General features: G+C 70.8%; 13 protein-coding genes and 1 tRNA gene. 9 read left to right on the top strand and 5 right to left on the bottom strand.

Features of this window, described 5'->3' with window-relative positions; translation table 11 throughout:
* Positions 1-15: 15 nt before the first annotated feature.
* Positions 16-342, top strand: a complete 327-nt coding sequence (trxA, locus tag ABEA87_RS10480; RefSeq protein ID WP_345628374.1) for a thioredoxin — start codon at positions 16-18, stop codon at positions 340-342.
* A gap of 80 nt (positions 343-422) precedes the next feature.
* Here the strand turns inward: trxA and ABEA87_RS10475 are convergent, their stop codons facing one another.
* The gene (locus ABEA87_RS10475) at positions 423-1,463 is read right to left on the bottom strand and encodes a fatty acid desaturase family protein (protein WP_345628372.1); all 1,041 of its coding nucleotides are present in this window, start codon (positions 1,461-1,463) and stop codon (positions 423-425) included.
* A gap of 200 nt (positions 1,464-1,663) precedes the next feature.
* Complete coding sequence (locus ABEA87_RS10470; RefSeq protein WP_345628370.1) at positions 1,664-2,365, bottom strand: DUF7144 family membrane protein; 702 nt, start codon at positions 2,363-2,365, stop codon at positions 1,664-1,666.
* A gap of 740 nt (positions 2,366-3,105) precedes the next feature.
* Here ABEA87_RS10470 and ABEA87_RS10465 point away from each other — a divergent pair.
* Positions 3,106-3,834: a hypothetical protein gene (locus ABEA87_RS10465; protein WP_345628368.1), complete on the top strand. Its 729-nt coding sequence runs from the start codon at positions 3,106-3,108 to the stop codon at positions 3,832-3,834.
* A gap of 42 nt (positions 3,835-3,876) precedes the next feature.
* Positions 3,877-4,833, top strand: a complete 957-nt coding sequence (gene miaA, locus ABEA87_RS10460) for a tRNA (adenosine(37)-N6)-dimethylallyltransferase MiaA (RefSeq protein WP_345628366.1) — start codon at positions 3,877-3,879, stop codon at positions 4,831-4,833.
* A 25-nt stretch (positions 4,834-4,858) separates the two neighbouring features.
* Here the strand turns inward: miaA and ABEA87_RS10455 are convergent, their stop codons facing one another.
* Entirely contained in the window at positions 4,859-5,386 is a 528-nt protein-coding gene (locus ABEA87_RS10455) for an NUDIX hydrolase (RefSeq protein ID WP_345628364.1), read from the bottom strand.
* Positions 5,387-5,490: 104 nt separating this feature from the next.
* Between ABEA87_RS10455 and ABEA87_RS10450 the strand changes: the two genes are divergently transcribed.
* Entirely contained in the window at positions 5,491-5,802 is a 312-nt protein-coding gene (locus ABEA87_RS10450; RefSeq protein WP_345628362.1) for a permease-like cell division protein FtsX, read from the top strand.
* Positions 5,803-5,959: 157 nt separating this feature from the next.
* Complete coding sequence (locus tag ABEA87_RS10445; RefSeq protein ID WP_345628360.1) at positions 5,960-6,505, top strand: flavoprotein; 546 nt, start codon at positions 5,960-5,962, stop codon at positions 6,503-6,505.
* Between the two features lie 283 nt (positions 6,506-6,788).
* Here ABEA87_RS10445 and ABEA87_RS10440 read toward each other — a convergent pair.
* Positions 6,789-6,864 (bottom strand) — tRNA-Arg (locus ABEA87_RS10440).
* A gap of 195 nt (positions 6,865-7,059) precedes the next feature.
* Here ABEA87_RS10440 and ABEA87_RS10435 point away from each other — a divergent pair.
* Positions 7,060-7,575: a DUF1444 family protein gene (locus ABEA87_RS10435; RefSeq protein WP_345628911.1), complete on the top strand. Its 516-nt coding sequence runs from the start codon at positions 7,060-7,062 to the stop codon at positions 7,573-7,575.
* Between the two features lie 4 nt (positions 7,576-7,579).
* Here ABEA87_RS10435 and ABEA87_RS10430 read toward each other — a convergent pair whose 3' ends face one another.
* Entirely contained in the window at positions 7,580-8,527 is a 948-nt protein-coding gene (locus ABEA87_RS10430; RefSeq protein WP_345628358.1) for an alpha/beta hydrolase, read from the bottom strand.
* A gap of 332 nt (positions 8,528-8,859) precedes the next feature.
* Here ABEA87_RS10430 and ABEA87_RS10425 point away from each other — a divergent pair, with 332 nt between their 5' ends.
* The 3 genes from ABEA87_RS10425 to ABEA87_RS10415 all read left to right on the top strand — a co-directional run bounded on the left by ABEA87_RS10425 (position 8,860) and on the right by ABEA87_RS10415 (position 12,203).
* Positions 8,860-9,438 carry a single-stranded DNA-binding protein gene (locus ABEA87_RS10425; protein ID WP_345628356.1) on the top strand — a complete coding sequence of 193 codons (579 nt, stop codon included), beginning with the start codon at positions 8,860-8,862 and terminating at the stop codon, positions 9,436-9,438.
* Positions 9,439-9,564: 126 nt separating this feature from the next.
* A complete protein-coding gene (locus tag ABEA87_RS10420) occupies positions 9,565-10,695 on the top strand; it encodes a cobalamin biosynthesis protein (RefSeq protein ID WP_345628354.1) in 1,131 nt (376 codons plus the stop codon).
* Positions 10,692-12,203, top strand: a complete 1,512-nt coding sequence (locus ABEA87_RS10415) for a cobyric acid synthase (protein WP_345628352.1) — start codon at positions 10,692-10,694, stop codon at positions 12,201-12,203. Before ABEA87_RS10420 ends, ABEA87_RS10415 begins: the two co-directional genes overlap by 4 nt.
* Positions 12,204-12,205: the final 2 nt, after the last annotated feature.

Here is a 12,205-nt window from a genome sequence, read left to right as displayed (position 1 = left end):
ACAGAAGGGAACAACATGACCGCGAGCGTCACCGACGCCACCTTCGCCGACGAGGTCCTCGCCAGCGACATCCCGGTGCTGGTGGACTTCTGGGCCGAGTGGTGCGGGCCGTGCCACCGGATCGCGCCGGTACTGGACGAGCTGGCCACCGAGTACGAGGGTCGCCTGCGCATCGTCAAGCTGGACGCGGACAACAACCCGCAGACGGCCCGCGCGTACAACATCATGTCGATGCCGACGCTGACCGTCTTCCGCAACGGCGAGGTGGTCTCGCAGGTGGTCGGCGCGCACCCGAAGTCCAAGCTGCGCGCGCAGATCGAAGAGGTGCTGGTCAACTCCTGACCGATCGGGTTACCGGCCCGTAACGGCAATGCGCGGCGGCGGCCCGAGTGGGCCGCCGCCGCGCTGCCGTACCGGCGGAGTCAGCCTCTCGGGGACCGGCCCTGCCGCAGCGGCGCGCCGACCTCGTGCAGGTACCGAAGGACCTGCCGGTACGACTCGGTCAGCGTGGTGCTCCGGTAGTCGATGCCCCGCTCGGCGCAGAACTGCGCGACCAGCGGCCGGGCCCGCCGCAGGTTCGGCCGCGGCATGCTGGGGAACAGGTGGTGCTCGATCTGGTAGTTGAGCCCACCGAGCAGCACCCCGACCGCGGCGCCGCCGACGTCGCGCGAGGTGAGCACCTGGCGGCGCAGGAAGTCCAGCCGGTCCCGTTCGGTCAGCACCGGCATGCCCTTGTGGTTCGGCGCGAACGCGCAGCCCATGTAGAGCCCGAACAACCCCTGCTGTACGGCGACGAAGGCCAGCGCCCGCAGCGGCGAGAGCGTCAGCAGCACGGCGGCCGAGTACCCGAGCAGATGCGCGGCGAGCAGCACGGCGTCCCATCGCCGGTGGCGCATCGGCATCCGCAGCACCGCCCGGACGCTGGACACGTGCAGGTTCAGTCCCTCGAGCAGGAGCAGCGGAAAGAACAGGAACGCCTGCCGCCTGGCCAGCGCCGCGAGCAGCCCCCGCCGGGTCGCGGCCTGCTCCCGGGTCCACACCAGGGCGCCCGCGCCGACATCGGGATCGCGGTCCTCGTGGTTGGGGTTGGCGTGGTGGCGGGTGTGCTTGTCCATCCACCAGCCGTAGCTCAGGCCGACGCCGAGGCTGCCGTGCAGCAGGCCGAGGACGTCGCTACGCCCCCGGCGGCCGGATACCTGCCGGTGCCCGGCGTCGTGACCGAGGAAGGCCACCTGTGTGAACGCGACGGCGAGCAGCGCCGCGACGAGCAGTTGCGCCCAGGAGTCGCCCAGCCACGCGAACAGCACCCAGCCGGCGACGAACGCCGCGTCGGTAACCAGGAACCGCACCGCGTAGTAGCGCGAGCGTCGCCGGAGCAGGCCGGCCGCGACGATCCGGCGGGACAGTGCCGAGAAGTCGCTGCCGGTGCTCGGGTTGACGCGGGTCAGGGTCGTCGAGGTCATACCCTCGACTCTGTCGATCGGGGGAGCCGGTGGTAAGCCCGCCAACCCCCGAGGTCGGGGTGGGGTCTACCCCCCGGGCCGCCGGTACGCGCGCAGGTGGGCGGTCCGCGTACCACGCGGATCCCGCCCACCTCGGATAGGCGCCTGCGGCGTGAACCCCCGCTGCCACGCCGCCGCCCGGCTCCACCGGAAGTCTCCGGTCAGGAGCCGCCACCGCCACCGCCGCCGCCGGTCTGGCGACCCGAACTCGGCTGCTGCTCGCGCTGGCCGTCGCCGTGCATCTGCCCCGAGTCGCCGCGCATCTGGTTGGACATGTCGCCGCGCATCTGTTGGCCGGACATGTCGCCGCGGACCTGGCCGGACATGTCGCCGCGCATCTGACCCGAGGACATGTCGCGCTGCGGGGCGTCCGGCGCGTTGTACCCGGCCCGGTTGGTCATCGCCCAGCGGTCGCCACCGGCCACGGCTCCGGCGTCCATCATCCGCGACCCGGTACCCATGCGCTCCTGCGACGGGGTGTTGGCCAGCTGCCAGATCACGAACACGTCAACGGCGATGATCAGGACCGACCAGATCGGATAATAAGGGATGAAGAAGAAGTTGGCGATCGCGGAGATCGCGGCGACGGACACGGCGATGCCGCGAGCGAAGCGCGAACCGGTCAGCAACGAGATGGCGGCGAGCAGCAGGACTCCACCGACAATGACGTGGACGATGCCCCACGAGTGAACGTTGAACCGGTACGTGTAGGAGGCTCGTGGCCTGAAGAAGAACGCCCTGTCGGCCAGGGCCACGATCCCCATGAGGACCTGAAAGACACCGACGACCATCATCATCGCCGATCCGAAGATCATTCCACCGCCTGCCCTGGCGGTGCGGGCGGTGCCGCTGATGTGGCTCATGATTTTCCTCCCGAATTTCTTTCACGAACAATCTTCATTTAGCCGACATTACGTCTGCGGCTCCGGCCCCGCTTTCGAGTCGCGAACTTTTCCGCCGCCACCCGGAGACTCGTTTGCCAAGCCATAAGTCCGGTGACAGAGCGGCCGAAAACGCCGCGATTCTCGAGTACGGCTATGGGCGGACCTTGGGCCTTTCGGGGTGCTGGCGCGATTTGCGGCAATGGCGCTCCGCCGTGCCCGTTTAGGGCCCTATGCCCGATACCGGCGGCCCCCTCCTCGCGGCGGGTACCCGGCCGGAGGCCGCCGGGCCGACGGGCGCCCTCGTCCCCCTGCCCGCCCGGTCTCGGGCCGTTCATCCCGTTCACCGCGACCGGTCGCCGGCCCCTGGCTCCGCTCACCTCGGCACGGCACGGCACGGCACGGCACGCATGGCATGGGTCAGGGTCGGGTCTATGCGGCACGGCAGGCGGCGGCGACTCCGGTCGGGGCGGCGCGGTGGGCGGGAGTGCGGCTTCCGGCGGTACCTCGTGGCGGCCAGGGTGCGGGCGGGGGACCCGGGGTCAGGGCCCGGCGCCAGAGGCCGGGCAAGAAACCGGGGCCGGGAACCGGGGAGCCGAGCGGGGCCGCCCAGCCTCCACCCGGCCCGGCCGATCCGACTCGGTCTGACTGGCCGGCACCGCCGCGGTGAGTCCTATGTGGACGATGAATGAGCCGGATTCCTTTTGTCGCACCGTCTGGCCATGACTCGTCCCCAGTGGACAGCGGCGGGCGGGCGGCCGGCCGGGGTGGGCGGAACCGTCCGATGTGATCTGCGGCGCCGGCCGTCCCTCGCCGATCTTGGGGATGTCCGGGACGGCGGCGCGCGGCTCGGTAACGTACTGGGCGTGGAGGGCGAGAGCATGGTCGGATTCGGGTACAAGCAGGCCTGGCTGGCGATCCGCGACGGGCAGGAGGCGTCCGTGGTGGACGCGCTGGGCCTGCGCGACCTGGGTCCGGTGTCCTGGCGGGACGGGATCGACCTGGCCTACCTGACCGACGATCGGGTGGTGTTGACCCCGCAGCTGCCCGGGGCCGGGGAGTCCCGGTGGCTGCTGGTGACCGGCCGCTGGCTGTTCGGCCCCGGCGCGGCCGTCGACGTCGCGGAGCTGTCCTCCGTTCTCGGCACCGAGGTGCAGTTCTTCGCCACGTACCGGGTCGGCGAGGCGCACCGCTGGGAGCGGGCGGTCGACGGGCGGCTGGTGCGTGCCTTCGGGTACGTCGGGGAGAGCGGCGAGGTCACGGATTGGCGGGGCGAGCCGGACGCCGCCGAGGCGGCCATCGGAATCGTCCGGGCGCCACGGGACGCCGAAACCGACATCCTGGTCTCCGAGGACGACGTGATGCGGCTGGCCGGGGCGTGGAGCGTCGACCCCTCGGTGCTGGGCGCGAAGCCCTCGCCGGGCCCGCTCCGGGCCGCCGCGGCACCCTGAGATAATCGACCCCTCGCGAGGAAGTCGACCCCTCGAATACATTTGATCGGCGCGATAGGGGAACCGTTGGGAAAGCCAAAGGCCGTTGCAATTATCGGAACGAATGCCTCCGGCAAGAGCAGCCTTGGAGTGACCCTCGCGAAGACGTTCGGCGGCGAAGTCGTCTCGGCCGACTCGCGCCAGATATACCGCGGTCTCGACATCGGCACGGGCAAGTTGAGCGCCGAGGAGATGCAGCGGGTGCCGCATCACCTCATCGACGTGGCCGACGTGTCCGAGCAGTTCTTCTCCCTCGCCGAGTACCAGGCCATGGCCTACCGCTCGATCGACGACATCCTCGAACGGCACCGGCTGCCCATCATGGTGGGCGGCACCGGCCTCTACGTGCGCGCCATCGTGGAGGGATACCGGTTCGAGACGGCCCCGCCGGACTACGAGCGACGGCGGCGGCTGGAGACCATGGAGTCAGCCGAACTCTGGTCGACGCTGGCGGGGTACGACGCGGAGGTCGCCGCGCGGTTCGATCCCCGGAACAAACGGAGAATCATCCGGGCCATCGAGATCATTGAACATCGCGGATCTTATCCCGACGAGATCCGGAACGTGGCCCAGTTCGATTTCCTTCAACTCGGCATCACCTGGCCGCCGGAGGTGCTGCGCAGCCGGATCGAACAGCGGCTAACGACGCGGCTCGAGGAAGGAATGGTCGACGAGGCCCGGCGCTTGATGGACCGCGGGGTAAGCGCCGAGATCATGGATTCCCTGGGCCTGGAGTACCGCTACCTGGCGCGGCTGCTCGCCGGGGAGTACAAGGACGAGACCGAGTTCTTCGAAGACCTGAGCCGAGCGATCTACCGGTTCTCCCGGCGGCAGATGTCCTGGTTCCGCAAGGAGACCTCGATCGTATGGCTGGACACGTCCGGCGACTACGTCTCCGAGGCGATCGACCGGGTCACCGCGTTTCTCGGGCGGCCGGATCTTCAGGACGGGTGCCGGTAGCCGGTCCGTCTACAGTGGAGTTCGGCTATTCGCCGCTCGCACGGGTCACGCCGTTGCGGCTGACCTCCCGGAAAAGCCGGCCGCCCGGTACCTCCTCGCCGTGCTCGGCGTAGGTCATCCGGCCGTTGCGCTTGGCGGCGACCGCCATGTGCAGGCGGCGGGCGAGCCGGGACGGCACGAGGTCGTCGAGCTCGGCCGGCGCGACGTACCGGAACTCGGTGATCTCGCCGTCCTCGAAGACGATCCGCCTGAGGTCATCGTCGCTGAGCGGGTCGCCGTCAAAGACGAAAGCTATCTTGTCTCCCTCACTTTCCAGCGGCGCCCAGTCGATGACCAGCATCGAGCCCACGCGCGCGATGACCCCCAGTTCCTCGCCGATCTCGCGCACACACGCCGCGTACGGCGACTCGCCCGGCTCCACGTACCCGCCCGGGATGTCCCAGTACCGCTTGTAGGTGGGCCGAAGCAACAGGATCCGACCGGCGCCGTCGAGGATGAGGGCGCCGGCGGCGACGCGGGGCTGGGCCATGGCCGGCAGCTCGTCAAGGGTCACGTTCAGAAGCCTAGACAGCTCGGCGGCGATTCGCCCCATCCAGGCCGTACCGACGGGCCGGATCGGCGAAGACGGAGGCGGCTTCCGTCTCCTACCATCGCCCGATGCGCATGATCGCCGCGGCCATGCCCGTCGTCGTGCCTGTCGCCGTCGCCGTGCTGCTCGGCCCGGTGGGCTGCTCGAAACCGGAGCCGCACCTCGACAGCAAGGTCGCCGTGTTCCCGCACGATGACGCCACCGACGATCAGCGCGCCGCGATTGACCAGGAGTTGCGCGCGATGCCCGGCGTCCGCGGCGTCAGCTTCGAGAGCAAGCGGCAGGCGTACGAGTCGGCCGCCGCCGCGTACGCCCGGCTGATGAAGGCGTGCCGTGCGCACCTTCCGCCGGCCCGTTTCGGCCCGGCACTCCCTCGATAACGGAGGGTGCGTCGCCGATGGGGTCGACCGCTGCGCTCCGCACGCAATACGCTACAACGTGATGATGCCGGATCCGTTCGGGGCGGGAGCGCTCCGACAACAGCCGTCGAGACGCCTCAACCACGGAGTGCACGGTCCCGCGCCCACGGAGCGGCAGTTGAGGTCCGAACCCCTCGTGACGCTCGTCGTCTGCGGTGCCCCGCTGGCCATCCGCACCCCCGACCTGGTCGCCGCGCTGTGCGGCGAGGGTTGGCGGGTGTCGGTGGTGGGCACCCCGGCCTCGGCGGCCTGGCTGGATCCGGTCGCCATCGCGCGGCTGACCGGCGAGCCACCATGGCTGGAGTTCCGATCGCCGTACCAGCCGAGGCTCATCGACGCCTCGTCGGCGCTGGTGGTCTGCCCGGCCACGTTCAACACCATCAACAAGGCCGCGAGCGGCATCAGCGACACCTACGCGCTGGGCGTGCTGTGCGAGGCGCTGAGCATCGGTCTGCCGATGGTGGCCGTTCCGATGGTGAACCACCGGCTCTGGGGGCATCCGGCCTGGGCCGGCAGCCTGAACTTCATGCGACGCGCGGGCGTGCGGCTGGTCGACGTGGTCAGCGGGGGCACGGTGCCGACCCCGGTCGCCGCGGGCGCCGGCGACCGGGTGGTGGCCGGCTTCGACCCGGTGTGGTTGACCGCGCGGCTCGTCACGCTCTGACCCGGTTGGCGCGTGCCGCCGGTACCGCGTACCGATCCGGGCGCCCCAGCGAATCTGGCAGTCGCCGGCCGGCGTCGCATGCCGCCTTAGGCGTCAAGCCATAACCATCAAGGCCATTCGGGATGTCCTGGGCACAGTTCACTAACGATGACTAGAACGATCCGAGTGGACGCGATGCGTAGCGTCCGGCGAGGTGCGGTGAACGGCTCGGCTTCCGCGCCCGATGGAGTAGCCATGGGGGCAAAAGCCGAGGTCAACGCGATCATGACCCGAGTGTTTCCGCTGGTGCGCCCGGCAGGATTCGAACCTGCGACCTTGAGATTAGAAGTCTCCTGCTCTATCCACTGAGCTACGAGCGCATTGTGCCGACAAGAGGTTACCGCCAGTTCGCGGCCTACTTAATCGGGTTCCGCCAGACCGACGGTATGCTCCGTGCACCCTGATCATCTTTGTCCTGGAATGTCGATCTGATCGGAGTGCTCGTCGCAGATGCGGATCAACTCGTTCCATTCGAGGACTTTTCGTCTCCGAGGAGAGCTACTAAGTTGCTGAAGGTGCAGGTGACGAGCGCCACGTTTCTTCCCGTACTGGTGTCGCCCAGCGATCGTGCCTACAGCGAACGCAACGTGCTCGACGAGTACTTCGACGACCTCGCTGTGGCCTACAGCGTCGGGCCGCCGTACGGGGAGCGGCTGATCACCTGGGCCGACCTGGAGCGCGTCGACCTGTCCCGACGTGACCTGCGCCGGAGGGCCGCCAACAACCTGGACTCGATGCTCGACTCCGTGCGGATCCACGGGCAGCCGCCCGCGCTCATGCTGTCGTTCCAGGGGTTGGAGTCCAGCCTCGTACTGGCGGACCCGTTCTGGGACGGCCTTGAGGAGTCCGTGCCTGGCGAGCTGGTGATCGGGGTTCCGGCGCGGGACGTTGTGATCATGACGGGCTCCGCCTCGCGTGCCGGCATCGCGAAGGCGCGCCGGGCCGTCGACCGGGTGTTCTTCGCGGGCGGGCCGCACCTGCTGGTACAGGACCTGTTGGTGCGCCGGCAGGGCGACTGGGAGGTCCTCTGATCCGTCAGGCCGGCAGGTAGGCGCCGATCCAGCGGTCCAGCTCGTCGAAGAGGCGGGCGCGAACCGCGGGCGCGGACAGGGTCAGGTCGTGCAGGCCATCCTCGATCCGCACTATCGTCACGTGCCGCCCCAGTCCGCTCGCGTACCGCGCGATGTGCTCGACGTCCAGCACGGCGTCGGCACGCATCGCGGCCTCGGTCCACGAGGTGCCCCGGTAGGTCTTCGTGGAGCAGGCGACCAGCACCGGGGCCGGGATGGACAGGCCGGCCTGCAGCCGGGCGTGCGCCGCACGGATCGCGGCGAGCCAGGCGGCCCGGACGGGGAAGCTCTCGAGGGGCTTCCAGGCCAGGTCGTACGTCCACTCGCCGTGGTGGAGCGAGTGGATGCTGTGGCCGTACGCCATGGACGCCGAGCTGCGCACGATCGCGTAGGGGCGCATCCGCGCCATCGCCGAGTACGCGGGGCCGGCCGTGCGCCGCAGCAGCGGTGAGATGTTGAACTCGAAGAACGGGCTGTTGAGGAACAATCCATCCACGATCCCGGCGTCCCGGACCCGGTGCGCCCACAGCGGCGTGATCAGGCCGCCGGTGGAGTGCGCGTTGATCAGCAGCCGCCGGTGGCCGTCCTCCTCGCGGATGATCCGGGCGGCCTCGTCCAGTTCGGGGAAGTACTCGCTGATGCTGCGCACGAAGTTCGGGGTCTGGTGGGGGAGCAGGCTTCTGCCGTACTTGCGCAGATCCAGGGCGTAGAAGTCGAACCCGCGCTCGACGTAGAAGTCGGCCAGGTGCTCCTGGAAGAAGTAGTCCACGAAACCGTGCACGTAGAGGACGGCCCGGTCGGTCTTGGTGGCCGCGGCCCTGCTCACCAGGGTCGCGACGACCGGTCCCTCGTCGTCGGTGCCAAGCTTGATAGTGCGGCGCTGGTATGGCGCGCCGAGGATGTCCGTCTCCACGACCATGGACGCTACCGCGAAAAACGATGACCCCGTCGGGCGGCGTGAGCCGTCGGGATTCGGCCGTTTTGTGCGCGCGGCCCTATCAGATCAACGGGGTACGGGGTCGTCCGTCCACAACCACCCTTCCTGTCCACAGTTGGCGGTCGGGTGCTCGCGTGGTATCCGACCGGCGGCCAGGCTGACGGGAGCCGATCCGCCGGCTGCCGGCCGAGGCCCGTCGACTCTCATCGGGCCGTCGAGGACGCCGGGCTCCCAACCGCTGGGCCCGCCAACCGCCGGGCTCTCACCCGCTGGCTCGCAGAATTCTGGGCTTTCACGAAGGAGACGAGATGTTCGATACCCCGGTCACCATCGTCGGCAATGTCCTGACCGCACCCGAATGGCGGCGCACCACGGTCACCGGCACGTTCGTGGTGTCGTTCAAGGTCGCGTCCAACTCCCGTCGGTATGACCGGGAGCACGCTAGGTGGGTCGACGGGGACAGCTTGCGGGTCCGCGTCGTCTGCTGGCGGCGGCTCGGCGAAAATGTCTCGCTCTCGGTGCAGTTGGGCGATCCGGTCATCGTGCACGGGCGGCTCTACAGCCGGGACTGGACCGACGACCAGGGCAACCGGCGCACCTCCTACGAACTGGACGCGGTCTCGGTCGGTCACGACCTGTCGCGCGGGGTGGACAAGTTCGCCAGGCGCAAGGCGGCCGGGTCGACGGAGGTCGTCAACGAACCGGTGGATGCGACAGCCATCGGCGGCGAACTGACCGAGGAGATGGACAACCCGGGCCGTCCGGACGATCTGCCACCCGATCATGAGCTGTTCGACAACTTCGACCCGGCGGTCTTCGACGCGTCGCCGCTCGCGGCGTCGGGCGCGACCGCGGACGACGATTCGCTGGCCGGCGTGGAGGGTTGACGGCGCGGGGAGGCGACGCGCGGCGCCTCCCCGCCGACCAGTTGCTCGGCCCCGGAGCCGCCGGCGGCCTCGCCGACCGGCGGTTCGGGCCGCTGGATAGGCTTCCGGCAGATCATGGGAGGCAGGATGGCGAAGGCACCGGTCACACGCTGGCCCCGGCCGTCGCGTCGGGCGATCGGGCTCGCCGCGGCCCACGCCGGAGGTCTGCTCGCTGGGGCGGCGCTCGACGCGGCCCTCGGCGATCCCCGCCGGTTCCACCCCGTGGCCGGATTCGGTCAGGTGGCGGCGGCGCTGGAGCGGCGCTGCTACGCGCCCGACCGGGCGGCCGGGGCGCGCTTCGCGGCGATCGCCGCCGGGGCGCCCATCGCGGCCGGGGTGGTGGCGACGCTGGCGACCAGGCGGCGACCGTGGGCACGGGCCGCGCTGGTGGCCGCGACGACCTGGGCGGTACTGGGCGGGACCTCGCTGCGCCGCGAGGCGACCACGCTCGCCGACGCCCTGGACGCCGGGGACCTACCGGCGGCGCGGGACCGGCTGCCGCACCTGTGCGGACGCGATCCCTCCACATTGGACGAATCGGAACTGGCTCGCGCCACCGTCGAGTCCGTCGCCGAGAACACCTCCGACGCCGTGGTGGCGCCCCTGGCCTGGGGTGCGCTGGCCGGTCTGCCGGGGCTGCTCGGATACCGGGCGATCAACACCCTGGACGCCATGGTCGGTCACCGGTCGCCGAGGTACCGGGACTTCGGCACCGCGTCGGCCCGCCTGGACGACGTGGCCAACCTGGGGCCGGCCCGGGCGACGGCGGCGCTGACCGTGGTGACCGCACCGGTGGTGGATGCCAGCCCGTTCGGCGCGCTGCGGGCCTGGCTGCGCGACGGCGGCCGGCACCCCAGCCCGAACGCGGGACAGTGTGAGGCCGCGATGGCCGGCGCGCTGGGGGTCCGCCTCGGCGGACGCAACCTCTACCACGGCCGGGTGGAGGACAGGCCCATGCTCGGCGCTGGGCGCCGGCCGGAGGCGGCGGACATCCGGCGTGCCACCCGGCTGTCCGGTGCCGTCGCGGCCGCGGCGCTGGCCATGGCGGTGGGGCATGCGGCCGCCCGCCCGTGGCGACGCGCCCTGATCGCCCGGGCGCTGCCCCGGGTCGCGAAGGCGGTCGTGCCCGCCCGGCTTGGCAACGTGCGGCGCGCGACCCCGGCGACCCGTCGCGGCGGCGGCCCGGACCGGCCCGGCGACGGCGGGTCGCGGCGATGAGCGCCGGCGGGCTGCTGGTCGCTGGTACCACCTCCGACGCCGGCAAGAGCGTTGTCGCGGCGGGAATCTGTCGCTGGCTGCACCGGCGCGGGGTGCGGGTCGCACCGTTCAAGGCGCAGAACATGTCCAACAACTCGGTGGTCGCCCTCGACGGCGGGGAGATCGGCCGGGCTCAGGCGCTTCAGGCGGCCGCCTGCGGCCTGGAGCCCAGCGTCCGGTTCAATCCCGTGCTGCTCAAGCCGGGCAGCGACCACACGAGCCAGGTGGTGGTGCGCGGCCAGGCGGTCGGTTCGCTGAGCGCGGCCAGCTTCGCGCAGCGGCGCCCCGCCCTGGCCCGGGTGGCCTTCGAGACGCTGGCCGAACTGCGCTCCGACTTCGACGTGGTGATCTGTGAGGGCGCCGGTAGCCCGACAGAGATCAACCTGCGCGAGGGGGATTTCGTCAATCTGGGCCTGGCCCGCCACGCGAACCTACCGGTGGTGATCGTCGGCGATATCGATCGCGGCGGGCTGTTCGCCGCGTTCTTCGGCAGCGTCGCGCTGCTGGCGCCCGAGGATCAGGCGCTGGTCGCCGGCTTCGTGGTGAACAAGTTCCGGGGCGATCGGGGTCTGCTCCAGCCCGGGCTGGACCGGTTGGCCAAGCTGACCGGGCGCCCGGACTTCGGGGTGCTGCCCTGGCATCCCCAACTATGGATGGACACCGAGGACTCGCTGTCCGCCGTGGACGGTCGGCTGGTGGGTCGGCCGGAGGCGCCCGTGGGCGATCAGTGGCTGCGGGTGGCGGTCGTCCGGCTGCCCCGGATCTCCAACTCGACCGACGTGGAGGCGCTGGCCGCCGAGCCCGGCGTGGCGGTCCGGCTGACCACCTCGGCGGCCGAGATCGCCGAGGCCGACCTGGTCGTGCTGCCCGGCAGTAAGTCCACAGTGGACGATCTGGATTGGTTGCGGCGCACCGGCCTGGCCGACGCCGTGGTCCGGCACGCCGCGCAGGGCAAGCCGTTGGTCGGGATCTGCGGTGGCTTCCAGATGCTCGCCCGCGCCATCGACGACCCGGTGGAGAGCGGCCGGGGCGTGGTCGAGGGCCTGGGCCTGCTGCCGATTGAGGTCGCCTTCGACGAGGCGAAGACGCTGGCCCGCTCGACCGGCCGGGCGTTCGGAGTCGAGGTGGGCGGGTACGAGATCCACCACGGCCGGGTGTCGTCCACCTCGGTGCCGCCGCTGATCGAGCCGGCGGAGGGGGCCCGGGCCGGCAACATCTTCGGCACCCACTGGCACGGCACCTTCGAGTCCGGCGACTACCGGCGGGCCTTCCTCACCGAGGCGGCCGGGCTGGCCGGCCGGCACGGCTTCCGGGTCGCGCCGGACACCGATTTCGCGGCCCGCCGGGAGGGGTTCCTCGACCTCCTCGGCGACCTGGTGGAGGAGCACCTGGACACGGACGCGCTGTGGCGGCTCATCGAGTCGGGTGCGCCGGCCGGGCTGCCGTTCCTGCCGCCCGGGGCGCTGTGACC

Origin of the sequence: Rugosimonospora acidiphila, assembly GCF_039543385.1 — a bacterium.
GTDB classification, from domain to species: Bacteria; Actinomycetota; Actinomycetes; order Mycobacteriales; family Micromonosporaceae; genus Rugosimonospora; species Rugosimonospora acidiphila.
This window is presented reverse-complemented; position numbering and strand designations above follow the sequence as displayed.

Bases quoted from the DNA above. Each gene is read 5' to 3' on its own strand.
- ABEA87_RS10470 (WP_345628370.1), bottom strand. From the start codon at position 2,365: ATGAGCCACATCAGCGGCACCGCCCGCACCGCCAGGGCAGGCGGTGGA.
- ABEA87_RS10465 (WP_345628368.1), top strand. From the start codon at position 3,106: ATGACTCGTCCCCAGTGGACAGCGGCGGGCGGGCGGCCGGCCGGGGTG.
- ABEA87_RS10420 (WP_345628354.1), top strand. From the start codon at position 9,565: ATGGCGAAGGCACCGGTCACACGCTGGCCCCGGCCGTCGCGTCGGGCG.
- ABEA87_RS10425 (WP_345628356.1), top strand. From the start codon at position 8,860: ATGTTCGATACCCCGGTCACCATCGTCGGCAATGTCCTGACCGCACCC.
- trxA (WP_345628374.1), top strand. From the start codon at position 16: ATGACCGCGAGCGTCACCGACGCCACCTTCGCCGACGAGGTCCTCGCC.
- ABEA87_RS10450 (WP_345628362.1), top strand. From the start codon at position 5,491: ATGCGCATGATCGCCGCGGCCATGCCCGTCGTCGTGCCTGTCGCCGTC.
- ABEA87_RS10475 (WP_345628372.1), bottom strand. From the start codon at position 1,463: ATGACCTCGACGACCCTGACCCGCGTCAACCCGAGCACCGGCAGCGAC.
- ABEA87_RS10415 (WP_345628352.1), top strand. From the start codon at position 10,692: ATGAGCGCCGGCGGGCTGCTGGTCGCTGGTACCACCTCCGACGCCGGC.